The sequence below is a fragment of the Sphingopyxis sp. GW821-FHT10B01 genome (assembly GCF_059415685.1).
The window spans coordinates 86,338-111,257 of record NZ_JBWKNS010000007.1; the positions used below are offsets into that span (position 1 = coordinate 86,338).

The window sequence follows — 24,920 nt, forward strand, 5'->3', positions numbered from 1 at the left end:
CCATGGAAGCCTTGTTCACCTCGACCGCTGTCGTCGCGCTCGCCGAAATCGGCGACAAGACGCAGCTGCTCGCGATCCTGCTCGCGACGCGTTTCAACCGACCGGTTCCGATCATTCTCGGTATCCTCGTCGCGACGCTCGCCAACCATGCGCTGGCAGCGCTGCTCGGTGCGTCGGTCGCTTCGTTTCTCGACAGCCCGATCTTCCGCTATGCGATCGGCCTGTCGTTCATCGCGATGGCGGCGTGGACGCTGGTCCCCGACAAGCTCGACGATGACGACGCGCCAAAGCCGCGTTTCGGCGCCTTTCTGACGACGCTCGTTGCTTTTTTTCTCGTCGAAATGGGTGACAAGACACAGGTCGCGACGATCGCGCTCGGCGCGCAATATCATAACGTCCTTCTGGTCACCGCCGGCACGACCCTCGGCATGATGATCGCCAATGTGCCGGCAATCTTCCTCGGCCACGAACTGCTCAAGCGCGTCGACCTCGCCAAAGTCCGCATGGTCGCGGCAGGATTGTTTCTCGTGATCGGCCTGTGGGTGCTGGCGCAGACGGCGGGCTGGTTCGGCTAGTCCGCGTTTCGCGTGGCGAGCATGCGTTCGAAGCGCCAGCTCGACGCGCACATGGCGTCGAGGTCGCGATTTGCCTTCCAGCCCAGTTCGCGCGCGGCGCGTTCGGGGCTGGCAAAGCAGCTCGCGACATCGCCATCGCGGCGCGGGGCAATGCGATAGGGGACGCTGACATTGTTCACGCGCTCGAACGCCTCGACCATGCCGAGCACCGAATAGCCCTGGCCAGTGCCAAGGTTCCATGTCGACAGCGGTTGGTCGGTCCTTCCGATCGCATCGAGCGCGGCCACATGGCCCTCGGCGAGGTCGACGACATGAATATAGTCGCGCACCCCCGTGCCATCGGGCGTGTCATAGTCGCTGCCGAAGACCGCCAGTTCGTTCAGCCGTCCGGCGGCGACCCGGCTGATAAACGGCATCAGATTGTTGGGGGTGCCGTTGGGGTTCTCGCCAATCAGCCCGCTGTCGTGTGCGCCGACCGGGTTGAAATAACGCAGGATTGCGATGCGCCATTCGGGATCGGCTGCGGCAACATCGGCGAGCATCTCCTCGATCATCAGCTTGGTGCGACCATATGGATTGGTCGCCGAGGTCGGGTGATCTTCATCGAGCGGCAGATATTGCGGCTGACCATAGACCGTGGCACTCGACGAGAAGACCAGCGTCCTGACCTCGCAATCGCGCATCGCTTCGAGCAAAGTCAGCGTGCCGCGAACATTATTGTCATAATATTTGATCGGCTCGGCGACCGATTCGCCAACAGCCTTGAGCCCCGCGAAATGGATGACAGCGTCGATCGAATGATCGCCCATTACGCGGCATAGCGCGTCTCCGTCGCGGATATCGCCTTTGACGAGCGGGATGGCAGTGCCGGTAATCGCTTCGAGGCGATCCATTACGGTCGCGTCACTATTGGACAGATTGTCGAAACAGACGACGTCGTGCCCCGACGACACCAGCGCTGCCGCAACATGGCTGCCGATATATCCCGCTCCGCCCGTCAGTAGAATCTTCATCGCTCGACCTGCCTCCACTGGCGCTGGCGCCCATCGTTGGTCGCCCTATTCCATCCGGAGCATCGTACCAAGACATTGTCTGCAGCTGGGACCGTCGGTTCCCGGCCGGTTTTATCATGTCGATTGATAAAGTGGTGAGCCCTGCTGGGTTCGAACCAGCGACCTACTGATTAAAAGTCAGTTGCTCTACCGACTGAGCTAAGGGCCCATCGCGGCGCCGATAAAGGCGCTGCCGCGAAGTGAGCCGTCGCCCTAGTGCGCCGATGCGCCCCGGTCAACCGGCTTTGGACGGGCGAGGCGCGCGGCAAGTTGCCGGACGCTATGCCCGTGCAGCGGATGCTGCCATTCGGGGACGATCGCACGCAGCGGGCCCAGCACGAAGGCGCGCTCCTCGATGGCCGGATGCGGGATGGTCAGCGCAGCGTCGGACCATGTGCCGCCCGACCAGAGCAGGATGTCGAGATCGAGCGTCCGGGCGCTCCAGCGTTGACCGGTGCGGCGGCCGAAGCTTGCCTCGATGGCTTGCAGGCGTTCGAGCATTTCGGGCGGGCTGAGCGGCGAGGCGACGAGCGCGACCGCATTGGCATAGCGACGGCGCGACGGGCCGAGTGGGTCGCTGGTGATGATCGGGCTGGCATCGACGGCTTCGATATCGTCGCTTTCCAGCGCCGCGAGCGCGGCGAGCAGCACCGCACGCGGGTCGCCGAAGCGCGCATGGCGCCGGTTCGATCCGAGGCCAATGGCATAAAGGGGAAGCGGCATTGCGTTGCTCATGGCCTCGCGCCTATCGCAGATGCGTGGAGATTGACAGCCCGTTGCCCGGCACCGAGCCGCCGCACGATTGTCCGCGATGCCCGCGGCTGGTCGCGTTTCGCCGCGAATGCCAGGTCGAATATCCCGATTGGTGGAATGCGCCGGTCTATGCATTTGGCGATTCCCACGCTTGGCTGGCATTCGCCGGCCTCGCGCCCGGCAAGCATGGCGCGAACCGCACGGGCCGGCCGTTCACGGGCGATTATGCCGGGGACCTGCTGTTCGCGATGCTCGCCGATTTCGGTCTGAGCAAGGGCCGGTACGATGCGCGTATCGACGACGGCCTGACGCTCGATGGGGCGATCATCGTCAACAGCGTCAAATGCCTGCCGCCGCAGAACAAGCCGACACCGCAGGAGATTGCAAACTGCCGGCCCTATTTCGAAACCCAACTGGCGGCGCTGCCCAGCGTTCGCGTCATCATCGCGCTCGGGCGTATCGCGCACGAGGCCACGCTGCGCGCGGCCGGAGTGCGGCTGGCGGTCTATCCCTTCGCGCACGGTGCGGTCCACGCGTTGCCCGATGGGCGCCACTTGGTCGATAGCTATCATTGCTCGCGCTACAACACGAACACCGGGCGATTGACGCCGGCCATGTTTGCCGATGTTTTTCGCACCGCGCTCGCGCTGAAGGATCAGACGAGCGGGCCGAATTCCTCGACCAGTCCGCGATAGAGGACGCGCTTGAACGGCACGATCAGCTTCTCGATCTCGTTAAGCTCGGCCCACTTCCACGCCCGGAATTCTTGATGCTTCGTATGGATATTGACGTCGCTGTCCTCGCCCATGAAGCGCATCAGGAACCAATGCTGGCGCTGGCCGCGATATTTGCCGCCCCACATCTTGCCGATCAGTTCATCGGGCAGATCATAGAAATATTCCTCGCGGCCGCGTGCGATGATCTCGACCAGCCCGCCATGCACGCCGGTTTCCTCACCGAGTTCGCGGATCGCGGCTTGCTCGGCATCCTCGCCGTCATCGATTCCGCCTTGCGGCATCTGCCAGGCTTCGCTTGACGTATCGAGCCGCTGGCCGACGAAGATACGGCCGTCACGGTTCGCGAGCATCACCCCGGCGCAGGGGCGGTAGGGAAGGGCATTATGGTCAATCATGCCGATCCACTAGCCTCGGCGACGATCGCCTTCAATACGGTCAATGCCCCGCGAATATCTTCCTTCGCGCTCGGGATCCCCTGCGACAGGTTGATATAGCCGTGGATCGTGCCAGTGGCCTCGCGATATGTGGTGGGCACGCCGGCCTCGATCAACTTGGCTGCATAGGCCCGGCCCTGGTCGCGCAACGGATCGAGCCCGGCGGTGATCAGCAGTGTTGGCGGCAAGCCCTCGGCCGGGAAATCGAGCGGCGAGGCGCGATAGTCGGCGGGATCGGCGGCGTATTGGTTGCCGAACCAGGTCATGCTGCCCGCCGTAAGCAAATGGCCTTCGCCGAAATCGCGATAGCTCTGCCAATCGTCGTGCGTCGTCACGGCGGGATAGATCGGATGGATCGCAATCACCGGTTTCGACGCCGGCTGATCGCGCAAGGTGAGCGCGGTGGCGATCGTCAAATTGCCCCCGGCGCTTTCGCCCGACAAGACGAGGCCGGTGCTAGGAATGTTGTCGGCGACCCAGCGCGTCGCGGCTTCGCAGTCCTCGGGTGCGGCGGGGAAGGGGTGTTCGGGGGCAAGGCGATAGTCGACCGCGACGACCGGCATGTCGAGAAGGCGCGCCGCTTCGGCGCAATAGGGATCGTGCGTGTCGAGATCGCCGATCACCCAGCCACCACCATGATAGAAGACCATGACCGGTCCGACCTCTCGATCGGGACGATTGTCATAGATGCGGATCGCGATATCGCCCGCGGGGCCCGGGATCGTCCGGTCCTCTACCTTGGCGATTTCGCCGCGCGGCACGTCGGCGAGTTGCCCCATCACGCGAAACATCTCGCGCGCGCCCTCCGGCGGCATCTCTTCCATCTTCGGGCCGTCCTGTGCGTTCAGAAAGGCGAGGAAGCCCGCCACATCGGGGCGTGTATAATGGGGCGTGCCGTCGGTCATCCAGTCTCTCCCTGAGCGATATCATCGTCCAGCTATTCGCTATTGGCGGGGCAAATTCAATCGCGAATCGAAACTGACTGGCGTTTGCCCTTTGCAGTGCACAATTTTTTCTGAATTGCGGCATGGCCTCCACGGGACTAGGCCCATGTCACAGGTTCGCAAGATTTAAGGCAGAAGTGAAAATGGCGACAGCGGTAGTGGACGAAGCCGACAAACGGCAGTCCCCCCTTTCGGATGCGGTAGTCGTCAGATTTGCCGGCGATAGTGGTGACGGGATGCAGCTGACCGGGGGGCAATTCACCTTGTCGTCGGCGCTCGCGGGCAACGACTTTGCGACCTTCCCTGATTTTCCTGCCGAAATCCGCGCACCGCAAGGCACGCTGTTCGGTGTCTCGGCGTTTCAGATCAACTTTGGTTCGTCGGCGATCGACACCGCAGGCGATGCGCCCGATGTGCTCGTCGCGATGAACCCCGCAGCGCTCAAGACCAATGTGCCGCAGCTCAAGCAAGGCGGCCTGATCATCGCCGACGAGGGCGAGTTCAACGAACGCAACCTCGCCAAGGCGAAATATGCGGCGAACCCGCTCGAGGATGGCAGCCTTGCCAAATGGCAGCTCCTCAAACTCAACATCAGCCAGCTGACGATGGATGCTGTGAAGCCCTTCGGGCTCGGCAACAAGGAAGCGCTGCGCTGCAAGAATATGTGGACGCTGGGGCTCGCGCTCTGGATGTTCGACCGCGATCGCCAGCCGCTCGTCGACTGGCTCAACGGCAAATTCGCCAAGGCGCCCGATCTGGCTGCGGCCAATATCGCCGCGCTCAACGCGGGCCACGCCTATGGCGAAACCGCCGAACTCGCTGGCCCGCTCAAGCAGCATCATGTCGATCCGGCGCCGGTGGCGCCCGGCCTCTATCGTACGCTGACGGGTGCCGAGGGCATCGCACTCGGTCTTGTCGCGGGCGCGCAGCTCGCGAATCTGCCGATGTTCTTCGGCGGCTATCCGATCACCCCGGCGTCGGCGATTCTGCATCATTTGTCGCGGCTCAAGGAATATGACGTCACGACCTTTCAGGCCGAGGACGAGATTGCGGCGATCTGTTCGGCGATTGGCGCCAGCTATGGCGGCTCGCTCGGTGTCACCAGCTCTTCGGGCCCCGGCATTGCGCTGAAGGGCGAGGCGATGGGCCTTGCTATCATGACCGAACTGCCGCTGATCATCGTCAATTCGCAGCGCGGCGGCCCGTCGACCGGCCTGCCGACGAAGACCGAGCAGTCGGATCTGTATCAGGCTGTCTATGGCCGCAACGGCGATGCGCCGATGCCGGTGATTTCTGCACGTTCACCCGGCGACGCGTTCGAATGCGCGATCGAGGCGGTGCGCATCGCGGTGCAATATATGACGCCGGTGATTTTGCTGACCGACGGTTATATCGCCAACGCGGCCGAACCCTGGGCGGTGCCCGACCTCACCACCTACGAGGCATTCCCGGTCGAGTTTCTGACGGAAGTGCCCGAAGGCGGGTTCAAGCCCTATGGCCGCGACGAAAAGCTCAAGCGTCCGTGGGTCAAGCCCGGTACCCCCGGCTTGCTCCACCGCATCGGCGGGATCGAGAAGGAACTCGATACGGGGCACATCAACTACGAGGCGTCGAACCATCAGGCGATGACCGACATCCGCAAGGCCAAGATCGACGGCATCAAGGTCCCCGACCAGATCGTCGAACTGGGCGCCGAAGGCGGCAAGCTTGCGGTCGTCGGATGGGGCTCGACCTTCGGACCGATCCATCAGGCAGTGCGTCGCAAACGCGCCGAGGGACTGGATGTCAGCCATGTCCATATCCGCCATATCTGGCCGCTTCCCGCCAATCTTGGCGAGCTGCTCAAAAGCTATGACAAGGTAATTGTGCCCGAAATGAATACCGGACAGCTCAAGACCGTGCTGCGCGACCAGTATCTGGTCGATGCGAAACCGGTGAACAAGGTGTCGGGCCAGCCCTTCACGATCGCCGAGATCGAAAGCGCCATCGAGGAGGCAATCAAGTGAACGAGATGACCACGATCGCTCGCACGACGACGCTCAAGGACTGGGAAACCGATCAGGAAGTTCGCTGGTGCCCCGGATGCGGCGACTATGCGATCCTGAAGGCCGTGCAGCGCACCATGCCCGAAATCGGCACCACGCCCGAAAATACGGTTTTCATCAGCGGTATCGGCTGCTCGTCGCGTTTCCCCTATTATATGGAAACCTATGGCTTCCATACGATCCATGGCCGCGCGCCAGCGTTCGCGACGGGGCTGAAACTTGCCAATCCGGGTCTCGACATCTGGATTGTCACCGGCGATGGCGATGGTCTGTCGATCGGCGGCAACCACACAATGCACCTGATCCGCCGCAATCTCGATTGCCAGATCATGTTGTTCAACAACGAGATCTATGGCCTTACAAAGGGGCAATATTCCCCGACCAGCCGTGTCGGGACAACCAGTCCGTCGACGCCCTTTGGCTCGGTCGACCGGCCCGCGCAGCCTGCGGCTTTCGCGCTTGGCGCCGGCGCCCGCTTTGTAGCGCGCGGCTTCGACGTGTCGAAAGAATTGCCGAACGTGCTGAAGGCGGCGCACGCGCACAAGGGCGCTGCATTTATCGAGATTTTTCAGAATTGTATCGTCTATAATAAAGACGTGTTCGAAGATTTTGCTGCGCCCAAGGGTGCCGAGGATCGCCAGCTCTGGCTCAAAAATGGTGAACCGATGCTGTTCGCCAAGGGCGTCAAGGGCATCGCACTCGACAGTGACGCCTTGCACCTGAAGGTGGTCGATGTCGTCGATGGCGATTGGCAGGCAGCGGGGGTGATCGTCCACGACGTAACCAACCGCAGCGTCGCGCACATGCTCGTCGAAATGCGCTTCGGCGAATTCCCGATGGCGCTCGGCGTGCTCTATGACGACCCGCGCCCCACGTTCGAGGCCGATGTCATCCGCCAGAACCAGGTCGCAGCCGAAGGCAAGGCCGCCGACTTGCAAAGCCTGCTCAAAAAGGGCCAGACGTGGACTGTTACCGAGGGCGGGCCGGAACTCTGATCTTGGTGCAGCGCCGCGGGTCGGACCTATAGGTCCGCATGGACAATCTGACCCACAGCCTCGCCGGTGCGATTCTGGGCCAGATGGGGCTCAAGAAAAAGACCGGCCTTGCGATGCCGACGCTGATTATCGCGGCGAACCTGCCCGATATCGACGCGGGCTGCGCGATCTACGGAATCGAATCGCTGGCGATGCGGCGCGGGATCACGCATGGGCCGATCGCGCTCATCCTGCTGCCGCTGCTCCTGTGGGTATTGATGCTCGCGTTCGACCGGTGGCAGGAACGACGCGGCAAGCGGCCGCCGGGGCGTGTGCCGATCCACAAAGGCTGGCTGCTGGCGCTCGCCTATATAGGCTGCTTCAGCCACCCTGCGCTCGACTGGCTGAACAACTATGGCATCCGCCTGCTCGAGCCCTTTTCGTCGCAATGGTTCTATGGCGACAGCATCTTCATCATCGACCTGTGGATCTGGATCGCGCTCGGCGTGTCGGTCTGGCTGTCGCTCCGCCGTGAACGACGCGGGATCGCCAACTGGCAGCGGCCGGCGTGGATCGGTTTTACCGCCGTATGCGCCTATATCTTCGCCAACGGCCTGATCACTGGCGCCGCTGAGCGCATGGCATCTCGTGCGCTCGACGCAAGCGGGCATCGCGGCGCGCTGGTCGTGGCCAGTCCGCCGCCGCTCGCATTCTGGAAGCGCGATATCTTCTGGCGAACCGCCGATCGCTATGGGACCGCGAGCTTCGTGCCAGGCGTTGGCGGCGGTGTCGACATCGGTGGTGTCCCGACCGGAATGGACGATCCGCGACTCGCGACATGGGTAAAGGCCGACCCGGCGGCTCGCGCTTTCCTGTTCTGGTCGCGGATGCCGGTCGCCCAACGCGATGGCGACGCGATCCTGCTCCGCGATCAGCGCTTCATGCATCCACTCGCGCAGGATCGGTTCCAGGTGCGCCTGACCGCGCCGGACACGGCCAGCCGTCCCGAATGAGAGCGGAGATATGACGTCATGACAGGGCGCGGCAACTGATTGTCAGCCGGGCAAGTTTGGGGCAGGAAGGCAGTTATGAACACGCATGTCAGCCCGCGTCGCGGTAAGGAACTGCTCCGCGCCGACCGTGCCTACCGCACTGGCGGGATGGCCCGGCTGATCGCGCTGGCACCCGGGCGCCTCTTTCACCGCATGCTCGATCGGATCGACGCCGGGCTCGGACTCGGCACGATCGAAAGCCATCTGCCCGACGGCAGCGTGCGGCTGCTCGGCGGCCGCGGCAAAGGGCCGGTGGCGGTCATCCATCTCCACAGCTGGGCGGCGCTTGCGCGGCTCGCGCTGTCGGGGTCGGTTGGCTGGTACCGTGCGTGGGAGGCGCGCGAATGGTCGTCGCCCGATCCTGTACCGCTGTTCGATCTGTTCACGCGCAACGGCGAATCGCTGGGCAATGTCGCTCGCGCGCATGGTCCTTGGCGCTGGCTGAACAAGGCGATCCACGCGTTTCACCGTAACGATCGCCGCGGCGCAAAGCGGAATATCCATGCTCACTATGATTTGGGTAATGATTTCTATCGCTTGTGGCTCGACCCGAGCATGAACTATTCAAGCGCATTGTTCACCGACCCTGGCCAATCGCTCGAGGAAGCGCAAGCGGCGAAAGTCGATGCGATCCTCGACCGGCTCGATCTGCGGTCGGGAAGCCGGTTGCTCGAAATCGGATGTGGATGGGGTGCGCTCGCGCAACGCGCCGTCGAGCGCCACGACGTTCTTTATACCGGCATCACCCTGTCGCCGGCGCAGGCCGATATTGCCGATGCACGGCTGCAAGCGGTCGATTTGTCGGGGCGCTCGCGCATCGAAATCTGCGATTACCGCGATGTACAGGGCCCTTATGATGCGATTGCCAGCGTCGAGATGGTCGAGGCGGTGGGCGAAGTCTATTGGCCCGCTTATCTCGACGCGATCGCGCGGTTGTTGAAACCCGGTGGGCGGGCGGCGATCCAGTATATCCTGATCAACGACGCGCTGTTCGAACGTTATGCGGCGAGCAGCGACTTCATTCAGGCCTACATCTTCCCGGGCGGCTGCCTGATTTCGGAAAGTCGCTTTCGCGCACTGGCCGAAGCGCGGGGGCTCGCCTGGCGCGATGTCCAGCGATTTGGTGGCGATTATGCCGAAACGCTCCGCCAGTGGCGCGAGCGTTTCGATGCGGCCGTCGCGGCCGATCAATTGCCGTCGGGGTTCGACGAGCGCTTCGTACGGCTCTGGCGCTATTATCTGCAATATTGCGAGGGAGGCTTTCGCGGCGGCGGTATCGCCGTCGCGCAAGTCACGCTCGAAAAAACGGCCTGAAAACATAAGGGAGAGAAGCATGCGAAGATTATTGGCGGCGGTGCTGATGTGCACCGCGGCGGCGGGGTGCAATGCGCCGGCTCCGACGCAAACTGTCGACAAGCAAATCACCGACAAACTGCCAAAGGATCTGAATGTGCTGTTCTGGACCCAGGATCAACGCGACGCTGCCTTCCGCTCGATGGAGACCGTGCCCAAGGTTGTCGTTAACACGGTCAAGGCCGGCGGACCCGTCTATCCGCTGCCGCAGGGCAAGCCGATCGAGATTGGCACCGATATCGACGCCTATATGGCGAAACAGCGCAACGCCGGACTGATCATCGTTCAGGACGGCAAGATCCGCCTCGAAAAATACGCCCTCGGCTATAGCGCCGCGGGCCGATGGACGAGCTTCTCGGTCGCGAAGAGCTTCACCTCGACCCTCGTCGGTGCGGCGGTGAAGGACGGTTATATCAAGAGCCTCGACGACAAGGTCACCGTCTATATCCCCGCGCTCAAGGGTTCGGCCTATGACGACGTCAGCGTGCGGCAACTGCTGACGATGACCTCGGGCGTCAAGTGGAACGAGGATTATACCGATCCCAAGTCCGACGTCGCGCTGTTCAACCTGCAAAAGCCGGTCGCGGGCGAGGACATAACGGTTAGCTATATGAAGACCTTGCCGCGCGAAGCGCCCGCGGGGTCGAAGTGGGTGTACAAGACCGGCGAGACCAATCTGATAGGCGTGCTGGTATCGAGCGCGACGGGCAAGACATTGTCGCAATATCTGTCCGAAAAGGTCTGGAAGCCGTTCGGCATGGAGCAGGACGCGGTGTGGATGCTCGGCGCGACGGGGCACGAGATCAGCGGCTGCTGTATGTCCGCAAGCCTCAAGGATTATGCACGTTTCGGGCAATTTATCCTGAACGGCGGCGTGGTGGGCGGCAAGAAGGTGCTGCCCGACGACTGGCTCCCCGCCGCAACGACGAAGCAGGCGGGCATCGATCTGCCGGGCCGCGGCTATGGCTATCAATGGTGGACCAACGACGACGGCAGTTTCGCCGCGCAGGGCATATTCGGGCAGGGCATTTTCATCGATCCCAAGCGCAAGCTCGTGATCGCATCGAACGGCAACTGGCCGACCGCGACCGATCCCGAGGGTGTCGGCGCAGCGCGTGAGGTTTTTTACAAGGCTGTGCAGGCGGCAGTCGACAAAGAGGCGAAATAAGACGTCGCCCCGCGAAGGCGGGGGCCGCTATCGGCTTTACGCAACATCTCCGGCCGCGCTCGCCTTTGCGGGGGTGGTCGGAGTTTATTCAGCCGCAATCGCCGTTGCGCGCTGCGCCAGCCATGCTGCCGCAAGCGGAACTGCGACGCCCAAAGCCATGATCCACCACGCGTCGGAAAAATCCGTTGCGGTGTAGAGGGCTGCGCCAATGACGGCGCCCGCAACAACCCATCCGGGACCGGTGCCGTTTGAGACTCGCATGGCGAGCCATCCGCCGGCGAATGTAGCTATGAACCAGCCAACGATGAGCGATATGGTCGAGCCGATCGGAATCAAGATTTCGCCCGTCGCAACCTCATACTCCGAAGGCGAGAATTCGCTGCCGGCATATTGGGCAAGCCAGATCAGCCCGAAGGCAACGAAGATGCCGGCCACGGCGGCAATTGCCGATCGCAAAATATCCTTGGTCATGTGAACGCCCTTGCAAACCCCGTCTTCTGTCGGTGTCTTTAGCGCAGGAACCCGAAGATGGCGTTAAGCTTTTTGCATGACCTTGGGCAGCGCATGGAAGGCGGTGCTGTCGAAGCCCGCAACCATGAGGTCCGCGACATATTCGCCGACCGCGACGGGGTCTTTGATGCTCTGCGGATCCTCACCGGGATAGGCGCGTGCGCGCATCTGCGTCCGTGTGCCGCCAGGATCGAGGATCGCTGTACGCACCGTGGAGATATTGCGCATTTCAGCGCCATAGCTGGTGACCAGAGTTTCGAAGGCCGCCTTCGAGGCGGCATAGGCGCCCCAATAGGCACGCGGGTCGCGCGCGACGCTGCTGGAAAGCGCGATCAGGCGGCCGTTCGCGGCACGGCGCAGCAACGGGTCGAAATTGGCGATCAGCGCCTGCTGCGCGATCAGGTTGAGCGTCAGCAGCTTGTTGAATTCCTTGCCGTCGATCGCCGCGACGGGGGTCAGCGTGCCGAGCATCGCGGCGTTGAGCACCAGCATGTCGAGCTGCTGCCAGCGTTCGGCGATTGCGCTTGCAAGGCGGGCAATGCTGTCGCCGTCGGTCAGGTCGAGCGGCGCGATCGTCGCGCTGCCACCCGCTTCGTGGATCCGGTCTTCGAGTTCTTCGAGCCCGCCCGCCGTGCGCGCGGTGATCACGACATGCGCGCCGCGTGCGGCGAGCGATTCCGCGATGGCTTCGCCAATACCACGGCTTGCCCCGGTGACGAGCGCAACCTGGCCCGCCAATTCTTCAGTCCTTGTGGTCATTGTGTCAGACAACCCGTTCGGCAAGCAGCGAAAATTGATCTTCCAACCCATGCTCGTCGAAATCGGTCAGCGTGGTCGGATAGTCACCCGTAAAGCAGGCATCGCAATATTTCGGGGCGTCGTCGCTGCGCTTCGCCTCGCCCAAAGCCCGATACAAACCGTCGATCGAGATGAAGGACAGGCTGTCGGCGTTAATGAAATTCGCCATCTGCCCAACGCTCATCTGCGCCGCGAGCAGTTTTGCCCGTTCGGGCGTGTCGACGCCATAGAAGCAGCTGTGCTGGGTTGGCGGGCTGGCGATGCGCATATGCACTTCGGTCGCGCCGGCATCGCGCATCATCTGCACGATTTTCAGGCTGGTGGTGCCGCGCACGATCGAATCGTCGATCAACACGACACGCTTGCCGGCAATCAACGCACGATTGGCATTATGCTTCAGCTTGACGCCCAGATGGCGAACCTTGTCGCCGGGCTGGATGAAGGTGCGTCCGACATAGTGCGAACGAATAATGCCGAGTTCGAACGGAATGCCCGATTCCTGCGCATAACCGATCGCGGCGGGTGTTCCCGAATCGGGGACCGGGATGACTAGATCCGCTTCGACCGGGTTTTCGCGCGCGAGTTCGGCGCCGATCGCCTTGCGGACCGAATAGACGCTCGTCCCGTCGACAATCGAATCGGGGCGCGAGAAATAGACATATTCGAAAATGCACGGGCGCGCCGACTGCGCGGCAAAGGGGCGGTGTGAGGTCAACTGGCCCTCGCGAATGATGACGAGTTCGCCGGGCTCGACCGAGCGTACGAATTCGGCACCGACCACGTCGAGTGCGACCGTTTCTGACGCCAGAATATGGGCATCGCCCAGTTTGCCGATGACGAGCGGGCGGATGCCGAGCGGATCGCGGCAGCCGATCATGCCTTCGGCGGTTAGGCAGATGAGCGAATAGGCGCCTTCGATCTGTTTCAGCGCGTCGATGAACCGGTCGAGCAGCGAACGATAGCTCGACGTCGCGACGAGGTGGATGATCACCTCGGTATCGCTGGTCGATTGAAAGATCGAACCGCGCCGGACGAGGACCTTCTTGAGCGCCGTGGCGTTGGAAATATTGCCGTTATGCGCGACCGCGAAGCCGCCCGTCGACAGGTCGGCGAACAGCGGCTGGACATTGCGCAGCGCAGTCTCGCCCGTCGTCGAATAGCGGACATGACCGACCGACGATCCGCCTTGCAGCTGACGCATGATGTCGTCGCGGTCAAAATTGCCCGCGACATGACCCATCGCACGGTGGGTGTGGAATTCCTTGCCGTCGAAGGCAGTGATGCCCGCGGCTTCCTGTCCACGATGTTGCAGGGCGTGTAGGCCCAGCGCGACAACCGCGGCGGCGCTGTCTGCGCCGTGAATACCAAAGACGCCGCACTCCTCACGGAGTTTGTCGTCGTCGAAAGGATTAGTGGTGAGCATGATGGTCCAGCAGCGAGGGCAGTGACTGGGGCGCATATAGGGAGGGACATTGCAAATGTCGCCCCCCCAATTCACGCAATTGTCACGAGGGCTGAAAAGGACCGCGTGACAGCGGCTTTAATCCTGCTCTAAAGCGCGGTTTATGGATGATCAGCGCGACACGACCGACCGATTTCTCCCACGTTTCGATGCCGCAGGGCTGGTGACCGCAATCGTTACCGATGCCGAAACGCATGTCCTGCTGATGGTTGCGCATATGAACGCCGAAGCGATCGAGCAAAGCCGGGCGACGGGGCAGGCGCATTTCTGGTCGCGGTCGCGGGGCACATTGTGGCGCAAGGGCGAGACGTCGGGCAATGGTCTCACGCTGGTCGAGATGCGCGTCGATTGCGATCAGGACGCGCTGCTGCTGCGTGTCAAGCCTGCGGGGCCTGCCTGTCACACCGGGCGCCGCTCATGCTTCTATCGCCGCGTCGAGGCCGATGGCAGCCTGACCTTCCTGGCGGATGATGCGCAAGGCTAGCGTCTTTCCGGCCCTTGTGGCGCTGTTGCTCGCAGGATGCGGGCGGCCCGCTGCGGATGAAGGGGATTCGCGGGTCGAAGCAAGCAACCCGCTTGAGGTTGCCGCCCGCCAGCGCGGCGTCGTCCGCGCGGAGACCTCAACGCCCGTTGGCGTTTTCGAGCGCGCGCACGATCTGGGACGCGATGCGATGTGCGTCGTTCCCGATGGCGCCGGAAAATGGCGTTTTGCCGTCACTGCGGCCTTTGGGCCCGGCCTTTCCTGTACCGCCAACGGAACGATGGTTCGCGAAGGCGAGAACTGGCGGATGCGCTTCGCAGGCGTCGAGGGCTGTGAAGCGCTGGTGCACGAAGAAGAGGATGAGCTTCGAATCCCCGGAAACCTGCCGTCGCAATGCGATCGTCTGTGCCCCGATCGCGCCTCGCTTTCGGGTTTGCGACTGCCGCGCGCGAGCTGGTCGGCCACCGATGCGGGGGGCTTGCGGATGTCCGATCGTCAGGGCAATATACAGCGTCCTTGCGGCGGTTGACCTTCCCCGGAACGTCCCGATTTGCCGGGCTTGACGTTCACGTCAACGGAAACTAGTTTCAATTGCATGACCGAACAATATGGCCACGCCCATATCGATACCCCCGACCATCTGGGGCGTGAACAATTCAGCATAACCGACTTGTCGACCGAGTTCGGCGTTACCGCCCGCGCGCTGCGTTTCTATGAGGATGAAGGGCTGATCAGCCCGTCGCGCAAGGGATTGTCGCGCATCTACTCGAAACGCGACCGTGCGCGGCTCGCGTGGATCCTTCGCGCCAAGCGCACGGGTTTCAGCCTCGCCGACATTCGCGAGATGATCGACCTTTACGACGTGGGTGACGGCCGCAAAACGCAGCGTCAGGTCACGATCGAGAAATGCGAGCAGCGTATCGGCTTGTTGCAGCGCCAGCGCGACGATATCGATAGTGCTGTCGAGGAATTGTCGCGGTTCATCGATATGGTGAAGAAAGTCGACGCCGGCCAAAAGGTCGACTGAGCCTCTCCCCAGGCAAGAGTGACATTGCTACCTGCTTTTCAGAAGGATTTCTCATGCCCGTCTATCGCGCGCCCGTGCAAGACACGCTGTTCCTGCTCAATGACGTCCTCGGGATCGAGCGTTATGCGAACCTGCCCGGTTTCGCCAATGCAACTCCCGACATGATCGAAGCGGTGCTGACCGAAGCAGGCAAATTCTGCGAAGAGGTCCTGTTCCCGATCAACCAGTCGGGCGATCTCGAGGGCTGCACGCGCCACGATGACGGATCGGTGACGACGCCCAAAGGTTTCAAGGAGGCCTATAAGGCTTATAGCGACGCGGGCTGGGGCCTGCTCACCGCGCCCGAGGAATTCGGCGGGCAGGGCCTGCCGCATGTGATCGGTTTCCCGGTCGAGGAATATCGTAACGCCGCCAACCAGGCCTTCGCCATGTATCCGGGGCTGACACAGGGCGCGACCGCCGCGATCCTCGTCAAGGGCTCGGATGAGCAGAAGGCGACCTATGTCCCCAAAATGATTGCGGGCGAATGGGGCGGGACGATGAACCTGACCGAGCCGCATTGCGGCACCGACCTTGGCCTTATCCGCACCCGCGCGGTGCCGAACGGCGATGGCAGCTATGACGTCACGGGGACCAAGATCTTCATCTCGTCGGGCGAGCATGACCTCACCGAGAATATCATCCACCTCGTGCTGGCAAAGACCCCCGACGCGCCCGACAGCGTGAAGGGTATCTCGCTCTTCATCGTGCCCAAGTTCATCGTCAACGACGACGGCTCGCTCGGCGATCGCAACACGCTTTCGTGCGGCTCGATCGAGCATAAGATGGGTATTCACGCCAACTCGACCTGCGTCATGAACTATGACGGCGCAAAGGGCTGGATGGTCGGCGAGGAAAATAAGGGTCTCGCCGCGATGTTCGTGATGATGAACGCCGCGCGCCTTGGCGTCGGCATTCAGGGGCTGGGGCAGGCCGACGTCGCCTATCAGAACGCCGTCCAATATGCGCAGGACCGTCGCCAAGGCCGCGCGCTCACCGGTCCCAAGGATCCGCAGGAAAAGGCCGATCCGCTGTTCGTCCACCCCGACGTTCGCCGTATGCTGATGGACGGCAAGGCGACGGTCGAAGGATTGCGCGCCCTCTGCACCTGGGGGGCGCTGCAGGTCGATCTTGCGCATGCCGCCGAGAGCGAGGAAGAGCGCCAGCGTGCCGACGATCTCGTCAGCCTGCTGACGCCGGTGATCAAAGGCTATGGCACCGACAAGGGCTATGAGGTCGCGACCAACGCGCAGCAGGTCTTCGGCGGCCACGGCTACATCGAGGAACAGGGCATGTCGCAATATGTCCGCGATGCCCGCATCACGATGATCTACGAAGGCGCGAATGGCGTGCAGGCGATGGATCTCGTTGGCCGCAAGCTTGCGCAGAATGGCGGTCGCGCGATCCAGGCCTTCTTCGCGATCATCGACGACGAATGCGGCCGCGCCAAGGGCAACGAAGCGCTCGCCGACTTCGCCACGCGCCTCGAAAAAGCCAATGGCGAGCTCAAGGCGGCGACGATGTGGTTCATGCAAAACGGTATGGCGAACCCCAACAATATCGGCGCCGGCGCGCATCATTATATGCATATACTCGGGAACGTTGCATTGGGATCGATGTGGCTGATGATGGCTGAAGCCGCGCAAAAGGCGCTCGCAGAGGGGCGCGGGAACAAGGCGTTTCTCGAAGCCAAGCTGGTGACGGCACGCTATTTCGGCGAACGGTTCTTGCCGGACGCCGGGTCGCTGCGCCGCAAGATCGAGGCGGGCAGCGAAGCGATGATGGCGCTGACGCCGGACCAGTTTGTCGCCGCCTGATCCGCGTCCCTGCAACCATCGCCGCCGTCATGCGTGTCGGCGGCGATGAGCAAGCGCGACCTGAAACCAATCGTCGTCGAAGGCCGCAATTGCTGGCGGATCGAGCGCGCCGACAAGGCGCGAATGATCGTCGATGCCGCCGACTATTATGCGCTGCTCGAACGATTGATGGCCGACGCGAAGCAGCGCATCCTGCTGATCGGATGGGATTTCGACCCGCGCATTGCGTTGAAACCCGACAAGCAGGGCAAGGGCGAGCCGCTTGGCGACTATCTGCTCCGCCTCGCGAAGGACAAGCCCGATCGCGACATCGACATATTGCGTTGGAATTTCGGCGGGCTGAAACAGTTTGCGATGCCGCGGATCCTGTCGATGGTCGCGCGCTGGAAATTGACGCGCTCGATCAGCTTCCGCCTCGACAGCGCGCATCCCGTCGGGTGCAGTCATCACCAGAAAGTTGCGGTGTTCGACGATCATCTGGCGATCTGCGGCGGCATCGATGTCGGATCGCGGCGCTGGGACACGCGCGATCACAAGGATGGCGATCCGCACCGCACCGCGCCCGATGGCAAAGCCTATATGCCGTGGCATGATTCGACGATGATCCTCGCCGGGCCAGTGGGAAACGCACTCGCCGATCTCGGTAATGAACGCTGGAAGCGCGCGACAAAAAAACCGCTGCGCGATCTGGAAGGCGAGGGCGAGAATTGGCCCGATGATCTCGAACCCGATTTCGAGGATGTCGATGTCGCGATTTCGCGAACCCGCGCCGAATATGAGAATGTCGAGGAAGTCCGCGAGATCGAGCAGCTCTATCTCGACATGATCGCGGCGGCGGAGCGGTTCATCTATTTCGAAAATCAATATTTCACCTGCGGCAAGATTGCTGCCGCGATTGCCGCGCGCCTGAGCGAGGAAGATCCGCCCGAGTTCGTGATGGTGATGCCCAAAACCGCCGATGGTTGGCTCGAGCAGATGGCGATGGACGCCGCGCGCGTGCAACTGGTGCGCGCGATTGCGAAGTCGAAGCATGGCGACCGCCTGAAAGTCTATTATCCGCGTACGAAGCGCGGCGAGCCAATCTATGTGCACGCCAAGACCGCGATCGTCGACGATCGCATGATGCGGGTCGGATCGGCCAATATGAACAACCGCTCGATGGGGCTCGACAGCGAATGCGACGTGACGATCGACGCCGCGCTTCCGGCGAATCATGGTGTCGAACCGGTGATTGCGCGCCTTCGGGAATCGCTCATCGCCGAACATCTCGATGTGAAGGAAGACGCAGTGGCGGCGACGTTCAAGGACACCGGCTCATTGATCGAAACGATCGAGGCGCTGCGCGGCAAGGGCCGCTCGCTCGAACTGCTCGACCTTGTGCCGCCGGGCCCGTTGGACGAATTCATCGCCAACAATGAGGTGCTCGACCCGACCAGTCCCGACGCCATGTTCGAAAGCCTCACCGAACGTGGTCTCAGGAAGAGCTGGCACCGTGGCCGCAACTGGATGAAACGGCACCGGCCTTTCCGGCACAAAACATCCTGATTGGCGTGTGCGCTTAGTCACTTGCGGTCGCGGGTCATGCTCATATGATGACCACGATGTCGGATGCTGCACCCACGCCCGCCGAGACAAAGCGGCTTTCGGCTTTCATCAGCCATCACAGTTCGCAGGTTGAAACGGCGCGTCGTCTGAAACGCCTGCTCGCGGCGCGCGGCATCGACGGCTGGCTCGCCCCCGACGATATTGCGGCCGGCACGGCGTTCGATCAGTCGATCGTCGATCAGATCGACCGCTCCGATGCCATTGTCCTGTTATTTTGCCCGCAATCGGACCAGTCGCGCCATGTGAAGCGCGAACTGATGCTGGGCGAGGACAACAACAAGATCATCCTGCCGGTGCGGCTGGAGGATGTGCGCGCGCAGGGGCTCGCATACTGGCTCAAGGATTATCAGTGGATCGACTGGTTCGCGGGTGAGGAGCAGGCGGTCGACCGGATCGTCGCAGCGATGACGACGGGCGGCGCGCCTGCGGTGTCACCCGGCACGACCGCGCGGCAAATACCGACCGTTGCTGTGCCACGCCGCAACCGTTTGTGGATGGTCATTGCGGGCGGCGTCGCGCTCGCTGGCTTGATCGGCGGCGGTATCTGGTGGCAAAGCCGCGGTACTGCATCGGGAGACCCGGGCGCAGCGGTCGCCGACAATCCCATCGAACCCGGCATCTGGACGAGTAAACGCGAAGTCGTTGAAATCCTGTTCCCCGAAATGGCACCCGAGTATGTGGCGCAGTTCAAGCAAGTGCTGGAAACCGACCCCGATCCTGAAGATTGCATCGCTCCCAAAGTCGCGGCGAAGCCCGACGTTTTACTTTTCGATCCGGACCATGAAGCAAAATGCACGATCGGCGCGTTCAAGATGAACGGTGGCAGGATCAGCGGCTACCTCAACTGCAAACCCGCGGGGGACGACGCGAATGCCAATTTGCAGATAACAATGCGGGGCACCTACACCCGCACCAGCATGGAGTTCGACAATCTCGTCACCATGCAATCGAGCCAGGGCATGGTCCGCTTCCGCAGCCACGAAACACAGCGCTGGCTGCGCGGTCCCGCCTGCGGATGATCAGTCGGACAGTGCGAGAATATGCTTCGCCTGCTTAAGGTGCGGCGCATCGACCATCTTGCCATCGACTTGCAGCACCCCGACGCCCGGATTGGCGGCAAAGGCATCGACGATCGCCTGCGCGCGCGCCGTCTCGTCGGCCGTGGGGGTAAAGGCGGCATTGATCGGTTCGACCTGCGATGGATGGATGGCCATCATACCGGTAAAGCCGTCGCGCCGCGCCCGCGCTGCATAGGCCGCGAGGCCCGCTTCATCCTTGATCGCCGGGAATACGGTGTCGATCGCTGCGACGCCCGCGCCGTGCGCGGCAAACAGCGTGAGCGCGCGCGCAACTTCATACGGTGAGGTGTAGCTGCCGTCGTCATGCCGGCTGGTCGTCGCGCCGATCGCGGCGGGCAGGTCCTCCGCCCCCCACGTCAGGCCGAGCAGGCGATCCTTCGTCTCGCGGTAGCTTCCCAATGTGAAGATCGCCGCGGGGGTTTCGGTCGCGATCGGCAGGATCGGCGGGAGTGAGGCGTCGCGCGCCGATTCGCTGCGCAGGATCGTGTCGAGTTGCGCAATGCTCGGTGCGCCCTCGGCCTTGGGCAGCATAATCGCATCGGGGCGTGCCGCGATGATCGCGGCAACGTCGGCGGCGGTCAGGTGACCGTCGAGCGGATTGACGCGCACGATGGTCACAACCTCGCGCTCGCCCACAAGGTAATCGGCAATCGCATGGCGCGCCGCATCCTTGTTCGTGAGCGATACCGAATCCTCGAGATCGAGGATGATCGCGTCGGCGCCCGACGCGGCGGCCTTGGCAAAACGCTCGGGGCGGTCGCCGGGGACGAAGAGGAGAGAACGAAGTCGCATTAGCTGGCCTTCCGCTGGACAAGGGCAGAACGCTCGCACTGGCAAACAAGTTCATCGCGCTGGTTGATGCAGCGGTGGAGGAAGGTCACAATCCCGGCGTTCGGCCGCGATTTCGAGTCCTTGAGGCCGATCACTTCGCTCTCCGCACGCAGCGTATCGCCGATGAATACCGGCTTCGGCATCACGAGCTTGTCATAACCGAGATTGGCGACGAGCGTGCCCAATGTCGTGTCGCCGACCGACAGCCCGACCATCAGGCTGAAGGTAAAGGTGCCGTTGACGAGGATCTGGCCGAATTCCGACGCCTTCGCCGCCTCGATGTCGAGGTGCAAAGGCTGCGGGTTATGCGTCATCACCGTGAAGAGGAGATTGTCGGTCTCGGTCACGGTGCGGCGGATATCGTGGGTCAGCGTTTCGCCGATCTGCCACTCGTCGAAATATTTGCCGGCCATTATGCGTCTTCCTTTTCAATCCGTACAAGCAGCGCCTCGACCTGAACCTGCGCGCCTGCGGCCGCGTTGAGTTCGGCGACCACACCGTCGAACGGTGCGGTCAAGCTGTGCTCCATCTTCATGGCCTCCAGCGTCAGCAGCTTTTGCCCCTTGATTACCTTGTCGCCTGCCGAGACTTCGACTGCGATAACCTTGCCGGGCATCGGTGACAGGATCGCGCCGTCGCTCGCGGCTGCGCCGGCGCTGCCTTGGGCACGCCATGGCGCCAGTTGCCAGACCGAACCCGCCTCGGCGACGAGCATCGCGGGGGCGGGCTGTTCGGCGCCGGGGCCATGCAATTCGACCTCGACGCGCTTGCCGTCGAGCAGAAAGGGAGCGGTGCGCACATCGGGTGCGTTGAGGCGGAAGCCCGCCTGCAAGGCCCGCGGTACCAGCGCCATCGCGGCATTGGTGAGCGCCTGGCTTGTCGGGACCGGTTCGGCGGTCATCGCGTCGCCGTCGCGGCCGATCAGCCCGGTATCGACGGTGCCGGAGACGAAATCGGGATGATCGAGCGCATTGATCAGGAAGGCCGAATTGGTCTTCACCGGCCAGATCGCGCTGTCCTCGAGCATCTCCGACAGCAATTCGCGCGCTTCCTCGCGGTCCTCGCCCCAGGCGATGACCTTCGCGATCATCGGGTCATAGAAGGGTGAGACCTCCGCGCCTTCATAGACGCCGGTGTCGACGCGGCCGATATGCTCGGGAAGCTGGAACAATTCGAGGGTGCCGATCGAGGGGAGGAAGCCCTTGGCTGGATCTTCGGCGTAAAGCCGCGCTTCCATCGCCCAGCCGTTGATCGCCAACTGGTCCTGCGCCAGCGGGATCGCTTCGCCCGACGCAACGCGCAGCTGCCATTCGACGAGGTCGACGCCGGTGATTTCCTCGGTCACCGGGTGCTCGACCTGCAGCCGGGTATTCATTTCCATAAACCAGATGCGATCGGCGCGAAGGCCTTCCGAGGCGTCGGCGATAAACTCGATCGTCCCCGCGCCGACATAGTCGACCGCCTTCGCCGCGCGCACCGCGGCGGCGCAGAGGTCGGCGCGCGTCGCCTCGTCCATGCCGGGGGCGGGGGCTTCCTCGATCACCTTCTGGTGGCGGCGCTGGAGTGAGCAGTCGCGCTCGAACAGGTGGACGACATTGCCGTGGGTATCGCCGAACACCTGCACCTCGATATGGCGCGGGGTCAGGATATATTTCTCGATCAGCACATGGTCGTTGCCGAACGAGGCCGCCGCTTCGCGCTGGCACGACGCAAGCGCGTCGATGAAATCGGCCGCGGCATCGACCTTGCGCATCCCCTTGCCGCCGCCGCCGGCGACCGCCTTGATCAGCACCGGATAGCCGATTTCAGCCGCCTGTTCGGCGAGAAAGGCCGGATCCTGATTCTCGCCCATATAGCCGGGCGTCACCGGTACGCCCGCTTCGGCCATCAATTTCTTCGCGGCGTCCTTCAGCCCCATCGCGGTGATCGACGACGGCTTCGGGCCGACCCACACGAGCCCGGCATCGGCCACCGCCTGCGCGAACTCGGCATTCTCGGACAGGAAGCCATAGCCCGGATGAATAGCCTCGGCGCCGGTCGCCTTCGCCGCAGCGATGATCTTGTCGCCAATGAGGTAGGATTCGCGTGCCGGCGAGGGGCCGATATGCACCGCCTCGTCGGCCTCACGGACGTGCAGCGCTTTGGCGTCGGCGTCCGAATAGACGGCAATGGTGCGGATGCCCATCTCGCGCGCGGTGCGGATGATGCGGCAGGCGATTTCGCCGCGATTGGCGATGAGGAGAGAGTGGATCATGGGTGGGGTTCCGGAAAGCCGTGGCGGGTGTGAAGCGTTTCAAGCAGCAGCTTGATCTCGTTCACGAAACCGCCATCGGAAAAAACAAGAGCGGGAAGATTCTGGTTCGCCTCGCCGATTGCATCGACCACAAGCGGGCGCGGGCGCGGCCAGGGAACGCGGATCACCTCGAGGTTGGTGGTGCGATCGGGAAACATTGCGAGCAGGCCTTCGATCAGGATGCAATCGCGGCAATAGAAGGTCGCCCCAGGAAAAGCGGGATCGTCGAACTCGCGATCGAGGATGAACAGGCGGTCGGGTGCGTCGCTCATCGCCGTCACATCCGGAACACGCCGAAGCCGCGGTCCTCGACCGGGGCGTTCAGCGTTGCGGAAAATGCCAGTCCGAGCACATCGCGCGTCTGCGCGGGATCGATGATGCCATCGTCCCACAGGCGCGCAGTCGCATGATAGGGATTGCCCTCATCCTCATATTTTTGGCGGATCGGCGCCTTGAAAGCTTCGGCTTCCTCTGGCGTCCATTTGTCGGCGTCGCGGTGGACTGTCGCGAGCACCGACGCGGCCTGTTCGCCCCCCATCACGCTGATCCGGCTGTTCGGCCAGCTGAACAGGAAGCGCGGGGAATAAGCGCGCCCGCACATGCCGTAATTGCCCGCGCCGAAGCTGCCGCCGATCAGCACGGTGATCTTTGGCACCGTTGCGGTCGCGACCGCGGTGACCAGCTTCGCGCCATGTTTGGCGATGCCCTCGGCTTCATATTTGCCGCCGACCATGAAGCCGCTGATGTTTTGCAGGAAGAGCAGGGGGATGCGCCGCTGCTGCGCGAGCTCGATGAAATGCGCGCCTTTGACCGCGCTCTCGCTGAACAGCACGCCGTTGTTTGCGAGGATTGCGACCGGGATGCCCCAAATATGCGCGAAGCCGCACACCAGCGTGCTGCCGTAGTTCGCTTTGAACTCGTGAAACTCGCTGGCGTCGACGATGCGGGCGATCACTTCGTGCACATCATAGGGCGCGCGGACGTCGTTGGGGACGACGCCATACAGCTCTTCGCCGTCATATTTTGGCGGGCGCGGGTCCTTCATCGGAACCTCAAAGCCCCTGTCCGCGCCCAGATGGCTGACGATGTCGCGCACGATCGTCAGCGCGTGCTCGTCATTCTCGGCGAGATGGTCGACGACCCCCGACTTCTTCGCGTGAAGATCGCCGCCGCCGAGATCCTCGGCGCTGATTTCTTCGCCGGTCGCCGCCTTCACCAGCGGCGGGCCGGCGAGGAAGATCGTGCCCTGGTTGCGCACGATCACCGTCTCGTCGGACATCGCGGGAACGTAAGCCCCGCCCGCAGTGCAGCTTCCCATCACGCACGCGATCTGCGGGATACGCTTCGCCGACATGTTGGCCTGATTAAAGAAGATGCGCCCGAAATGGTCGCGGTCGGGGAACACCTGGTCCTGATGCGGCAGGTTCGCGCCGCCGCTGTCGACGAGATAGATGCACGGCAGGCGGTTCGCCTCTGCGATCTCCTGCGCGCGCAGATGCTTCTTGACGGTCATCGGATAATAGGTGCCGCCCTTCACCGTCGCGTCGTTGCAGACGATCATGCACTGGCGCCCCGACACCTGTCCGATGCCGCAGATCAACCCTGCGCCCGGCACTTCGCCGTCATACAGGTCGTTCGCGGCCAATTGGCCGATTTCGAGGAAAGGCGAGCCGGGGTCGAGCAGCCGCTCGACGCGCTCGCGCGGCAGCAATTTGCCGCGGCTCGTATGGCGCTCGCGCGACTTCTCGTTGCCGCCGAGCGCTGCGTCGGCGACGTGCGCCCGCAGCGCGTCGGTCAGCGCGCGATTATGCGCCGTACGCGTGCGATATTCGTCGCTGTCCACGTTGATGCTGGTGCCAAGAACCGGTGCGCTCACTGTATAATATCTCCT

Annotated in this window: 25 protein-coding genes and 1 tRNA gene; 13 read left to right on the forward strand and 13 right to left on the reverse strand. The window is 62.8% G+C overall.

From position 1 onward, the window contains the following. The first annotated feature begins 2 nt into the window (after positions 1-2). The gene (locus AC07NV_RS19510; protein ID WP_495168057.1) at positions 3-575 is read left to right on the forward strand and encodes a TMEM165/GDT1 family protein; all 573 of its coding nucleotides are present in this window, start codon (positions 3-5) and stop codon (positions 573-575) included. On the opposite strand, the gene galE is transcribed toward AC07NV_RS19510, so the two are convergent. The 3 genes from galE to folK form a co-directional block, all read right to left on the reverse strand. Further along, on the reverse strand, positions 572-1,588 hold the full coding sequence (gene galE / locus AC07NV_RS19515) for a UDP-glucose 4-epimerase GalE (RefSeq protein WP_495168058.1): 1,017 nt from the start codon (positions 1,586-1,588) through the stop codon (positions 572-574). The genes AC07NV_RS19510 and galE overlap by 4 nt on opposite strands. A gap of 132 nt (positions 1,589-1,720) precedes the next feature. After that, a tRNA-Lys gene (locus tag AC07NV_RS19520) sits at positions 1,721-1,796 on the reverse strand. Positions 1,797-1,840: 44 nt separating this feature from the next. Beyond that, a complete protein-coding gene (gene folK, locus AC07NV_RS19525) occupies positions 1,841-2,362 on the reverse strand; it encodes a 2-amino-4-hydroxy-6-hydroxymethyldihydropteridine diphosphokinase (protein WP_495168059.1) in 522 nt (173 codons plus the stop codon). A gap of 23 nt (positions 2,363-2,385) precedes the next feature. On the opposite strand from folK, the gene AC07NV_RS19530 reads away from it, so the two are divergent. After that, positions 2,386-3,075: a uracil-DNA glycosylase gene (locus tag AC07NV_RS19530; RefSeq protein WP_495168060.1), complete on the forward strand. Its 690-nt coding sequence runs from the start codon at positions 2,386-2,388 to the stop codon at positions 3,073-3,075. Here AC07NV_RS19530 and AC07NV_RS19535 read toward each other — a convergent pair. Together AC07NV_RS19535 and AC07NV_RS19540 are read right to left on the reverse strand one after the other, a co-directional pair. Continuing rightward, positions 3,036-3,512: an RNA pyrophosphohydrolase gene (locus tag AC07NV_RS19535; protein WP_495168061.1), complete on the reverse strand. Its 477-nt coding sequence runs from the start codon at positions 3,510-3,512 to the stop codon at positions 3,036-3,038. The two genes, AC07NV_RS19530 and AC07NV_RS19535, sit on opposite strands and share 40 nt — an antisense overlap. Then, complete coding sequence (locus tag AC07NV_RS19540) at positions 3,509-4,456, reverse strand: alpha/beta hydrolase (RefSeq protein WP_495168062.1); 948 nt, start codon at positions 4,454-4,456, stop codon at positions 3,509-3,511. The genes AC07NV_RS19535 and AC07NV_RS19540 overlap by 4 nt, the downstream gene beginning before the upstream one ends. 182 nt (positions 4,457-4,638) lie before the next feature. On the opposite strand from AC07NV_RS19540, the gene AC07NV_RS19545 reads away from it, so the two are divergent. From AC07NV_RS19545 to AC07NV_RS19565, 5 genes are all read left to right on the forward strand, one after another. Beyond that, on the forward strand, positions 4,639-6,501 hold the full coding sequence (locus AC07NV_RS19545; RefSeq protein WP_495168063.1) for a 2-oxoacid:acceptor oxidoreductase subunit alpha: 1,863 nt from the start codon (positions 4,639-4,641) through the stop codon (positions 6,499-6,501). Then, on the forward strand, positions 6,498-7,535 hold the full coding sequence (locus tag AC07NV_RS19550; protein ID WP_495168064.1) for a 2-oxoacid:ferredoxin oxidoreductase subunit beta: 1,038 nt from the start codon (positions 6,498-6,500) through the stop codon (positions 7,533-7,535). Before AC07NV_RS19545 ends, AC07NV_RS19550 begins: the two co-directional genes overlap by 4 nt. A 38-nt stretch (positions 7,536-7,573) precedes the next feature. Further along, positions 7,574-8,527, forward strand: a complete 954-nt coding sequence (locus AC07NV_RS19555; RefSeq protein ID WP_495168065.1) for a metal-dependent hydrolase — start codon at positions 7,574-7,576, stop codon at positions 8,525-8,527. Positions 8,528-8,602: 75 nt separating this feature from the next. Further along, on the forward strand, positions 8,603-9,880 hold the full coding sequence (locus tag AC07NV_RS19560; RefSeq protein ID WP_495168066.1) for a class I SAM-dependent methyltransferase: 1,278 nt from the start codon (positions 8,603-8,605) through the stop codon (positions 9,878-9,880). Positions 9,881-9,899: 19 nt separating this feature from the next. Then, on the forward strand, positions 9,900-11,087 hold the full coding sequence (locus tag AC07NV_RS19565; RefSeq protein WP_495168067.1) for a serine hydrolase domain-containing protein: 1,188 nt from the start codon (positions 9,900-9,902) through the stop codon (positions 11,085-11,087). Positions 11,088-11,171: 84 nt separating this feature from the next. Here the strand turns inward: AC07NV_RS19565 and AC07NV_RS19570 are convergent, their stop codons facing one another. The 3 genes from AC07NV_RS19570 to purF form a co-directional block, all read right to left on the reverse strand. Then, positions 11,172-11,558 (reverse strand): hypothetical protein, encoded by a 387-nt coding sequence (locus tag AC07NV_RS19570; protein WP_495168068.1) that lies wholly within the window; start codon positions 11,556-11,558, stop codon positions 11,172-11,174. A gap of 63 nt (positions 11,559-11,621) precedes the next feature. Further along, positions 11,622-12,356, reverse strand: a complete 735-nt coding sequence (locus AC07NV_RS19575; protein ID WP_495168069.1) for an SDR family NAD(P)-dependent oxidoreductase — start codon at positions 12,354-12,356, stop codon at positions 11,622-11,624. 4 nt (positions 12,357-12,360) lie between these two features. Continuing rightward, positions 12,361-13,818 (reverse strand): amidophosphoribosyltransferase, encoded by a 1,458-nt coding sequence (gene purF / locus AC07NV_RS19580; protein ID WP_495168070.1) that lies wholly within the window; start codon positions 13,816-13,818, stop codon positions 12,361-12,363. A gap of 142 nt (positions 13,819-13,960) precedes the next feature. Here purF and hisI point away from each other — a divergent pair, with 142 nt between their 5' ends. The 6 genes from hisI (at position 13,961) to AC07NV_RS19610 (ending at position 19,845) form a co-directional block, all read left to right on the forward strand. Further along, positions 13,961-14,341 (forward strand): phosphoribosyl-AMP cyclohydrolase, encoded by a 381-nt coding sequence (hisI, locus tag AC07NV_RS19585; RefSeq protein ID WP_495168071.1) that lies wholly within the window; start codon positions 13,961-13,963, stop codon positions 14,339-14,341. Continuing rightward, positions 14,325-14,867: a hypothetical protein gene (locus AC07NV_RS19590; protein WP_495168072.1), complete on the forward strand. Its 543-nt coding sequence runs from the start codon at positions 14,325-14,327 to the stop codon at positions 14,865-14,867. Before hisI ends, AC07NV_RS19590 begins: the two co-directional genes overlap by 17 nt. A gap of 66 nt (positions 14,868-14,933) precedes the next feature. Next, positions 14,934-15,365 carry a MerR family transcriptional regulator gene (locus AC07NV_RS19595; RefSeq protein WP_252171840.1) on the forward strand — a complete coding sequence of 144 codons (432 nt, stop codon included), beginning with the start codon at positions 14,934-14,936 and terminating at the stop codon, positions 15,363-15,365. Positions 15,366-15,418: 53 nt separating this feature from the next. Beyond that, positions 15,419-17,221, forward strand: coding sequence for an acyl-CoA dehydrogenase C-terminal domain-containing protein (locus AC07NV_RS19600; protein ID WP_495168073.1), 1,803 nt, complete (start codon positions 15,419-15,421; stop codon positions 17,219-17,221). 45 nt (positions 17,222-17,266) lie between these two features. Further along, on the forward strand, positions 17,267-18,766 hold the full coding sequence (locus AC07NV_RS19605) for a phospholipase D-like domain-containing protein (protein WP_495168074.1): 1,500 nt from the start codon (positions 17,267-17,269) through the stop codon (positions 18,764-18,766). Between the two features lie 44 nt (positions 18,767-18,810). After that, positions 18,811-19,845: a TIR domain-containing protein gene (locus tag AC07NV_RS19610; RefSeq protein ID WP_495168075.1), complete on the forward strand. Its 1,035-nt coding sequence runs from the start codon at positions 18,811-18,813 to the stop codon at positions 19,843-19,845. Here AC07NV_RS19610 and AC07NV_RS19615 read toward each other — a convergent pair whose 3' ends face one another. Genes AC07NV_RS19615 through AC07NV_RS19635 form a run of 5 tightly spaced genes read right to left on the reverse strand, consistent with a single transcriptional unit; the run spans position 19,846 to position 24,905 of the window. Next, on the reverse strand, positions 19,846-20,697 hold the full coding sequence (locus AC07NV_RS19615; RefSeq protein WP_495168076.1) for an HpcH/HpaI aldolase/citrate lyase family protein: 852 nt from the start codon (positions 20,695-20,697) through the stop codon (positions 19,846-19,848). Continuing rightward, positions 20,697-21,149: a MaoC family dehydratase gene (locus tag AC07NV_RS19620; RefSeq protein ID WP_495168077.1), complete on the reverse strand. Its 453-nt coding sequence runs from the start codon at positions 21,147-21,149 to the stop codon at positions 20,697-20,699. Before AC07NV_RS19620 ends, AC07NV_RS19615 begins: the two co-directional genes overlap by 1 nt. Beyond that, a complete protein-coding gene (locus AC07NV_RS19625) occupies positions 21,149-22,990 on the reverse strand; it encodes an acetyl/propionyl/methylcrotonyl-CoA carboxylase subunit alpha (RefSeq protein WP_495168078.1) in 1,842 nt (613 codons plus the stop codon). The genes AC07NV_RS19620 and AC07NV_RS19625 overlap by 1 nt, the downstream gene beginning before the upstream one ends. After that, positions 22,987-23,301 (reverse strand): DUF3088 family protein, encoded by a 315-nt coding sequence (locus AC07NV_RS19630; RefSeq protein WP_495168079.1) that lies wholly within the window; start codon positions 23,299-23,301, stop codon positions 22,987-22,989. Before AC07NV_RS19630 ends, AC07NV_RS19625 begins: the two co-directional genes overlap by 4 nt. A 5-nt stretch (positions 23,302-23,306) precedes the next feature. Further along, entirely contained in the window at positions 23,307-24,905 is a 1,599-nt protein-coding gene (locus tag AC07NV_RS19635) for a carboxyl transferase domain-containing protein (RefSeq protein ID WP_495168080.1), read from the reverse strand. Positions 24,906-24,920: the final 15 nt, after the last annotated feature.

Bases quoted from the DNA above. Each gene is read 5' to 3' on its own strand.
- AC07NV_RS19560 (WP_495168066.1), top strand. From the start codon at position 8,603: ATGAACACGCATGTCAGCCCGCGTCGCGGTAAGGAACTGCTCCGCGCC.
- galE (WP_495168058.1), bottom strand. From the start codon at position 1,588: ATGAAGATTCTACTGACGGGCGGAGCGGGATATATCGGCAGCCATGTT.
- AC07NV_RS19620 (WP_495168077.1), bottom strand. From the start codon at position 21,149: ATGGCCGGCAAATATTTCGACGAGTGGCAGATCGGCGAAACGCTGACC.
- AC07NV_RS19545 (WP_495168063.1), top strand. From the start codon at position 4,639: ATGGCGACAGCGGTAGTGGACGAAGCCGACAAACGGCAGTCCCCCCTT.
- AC07NV_RS19630 (WP_495168079.1), bottom strand. From the start codon at position 23,301: ATGAGCGACGCACCCGACCGCCTGTTCATCCTCGATCGCGAGTTCGAC.
- AC07NV_RS19570 (WP_495168068.1), bottom strand. From the start codon at position 11,558: ATGACCAAGGATATTTTGCGATCGGCAATTGCCGCCGTGGCCGGCATC.
- AC07NV_RS19510 (WP_495168057.1), top strand. From the start codon at position 3: ATGGAAGCCTTGTTCACCTCGACCGCTGTCGTCGCGCTCGCCGAAATC.
- AC07NV_RS19535 (WP_495168061.1), bottom strand. From the start codon at position 3,512: ATGATTGACCATAATGCCCTTCCCTACCGCCCCTGCGCCGGGGTGATG.
- purF (WP_495168070.1), bottom strand. From the start codon at position 13,818: ATGCTCACCACTAATCCTTTCGACGACGACAAACTCCGTGAGGAGTGC.
- AC07NV_RS19540 (WP_495168062.1), bottom strand. From the start codon at position 4,456: ATGACCGACGGCACGCCCCATTATACACGCCCCGATGTGGCGGGCTTC.
- hisI (WP_495168071.1), top strand. From the start codon at position 13,961: ATGGATGATCAGCGCGACACGACCGACCGATTTCTCCCACGTTTCGAT.
- AC07NV_RS19555 (WP_495168065.1), top strand. From the start codon at position 7,574: ATGGACAATCTGACCCACAGCCTCGCCGGTGCGATTCTGGGCCAGATG.
- AC07NV_RS19610 (WP_495168075.1), top strand. From the start codon at position 18,811: ATGATGACCACGATGTCGGATGCTGCACCCACGCCCGCCGAGACAAAG.
- AC07NV_RS19595 (WP_252171840.1), top strand. From the start codon at position 14,934: ATGACCGAACAATATGGCCACGCCCATATCGATACCCCCGACCATCTG.
- AC07NV_RS19625 (WP_495168078.1), bottom strand. From the start codon at position 22,990: ATGATCCACTCTCTCCTCATCGCCAATCGCGGCGAAATCGCCTGCCGC.
- AC07NV_RS19615 (WP_495168076.1), bottom strand. From the start codon at position 20,697: ATGCGACTTCGTTCTCTCCTCTTCGTCCCCGGCGACCGCCCCGAGCGT.
- folK (WP_495168059.1), bottom strand. From the start codon at position 2,362: ATGAGCAACGCAATGCCGCTTCCCCTTTATGCCATTGGCCTCGGATCG.
- AC07NV_RS19565 (WP_495168067.1), top strand. From the start codon at position 9,900: ATGCGAAGATTATTGGCGGCGGTGCTGATGTGCACCGCGGCGGCGGGG.
- AC07NV_RS19575 (WP_495168069.1), bottom strand. From the start codon at position 12,356: ATGACCACAAGGACTGAAGAATTGGCGGGCCAGGTTGCGCTCGTCACC.
- AC07NV_RS19605 (WP_495168074.1), top strand. From the start codon at position 17,267: ATGAGCAAGCGCGACCTGAAACCAATCGTCGTCGAAGGCCGCAATTGC.
- AC07NV_RS19600 (WP_495168073.1), top strand. From the start codon at position 15,419: ATGCCCGTCTATCGCGCGCCCGTGCAAGACACGCTGTTCCTGCTCAAT.
- AC07NV_RS19590 (WP_495168072.1), top strand. From the start codon at position 14,325: ATGATGCGCAAGGCTAGCGTCTTTCCGGCCCTTGTGGCGCTGTTGCTC.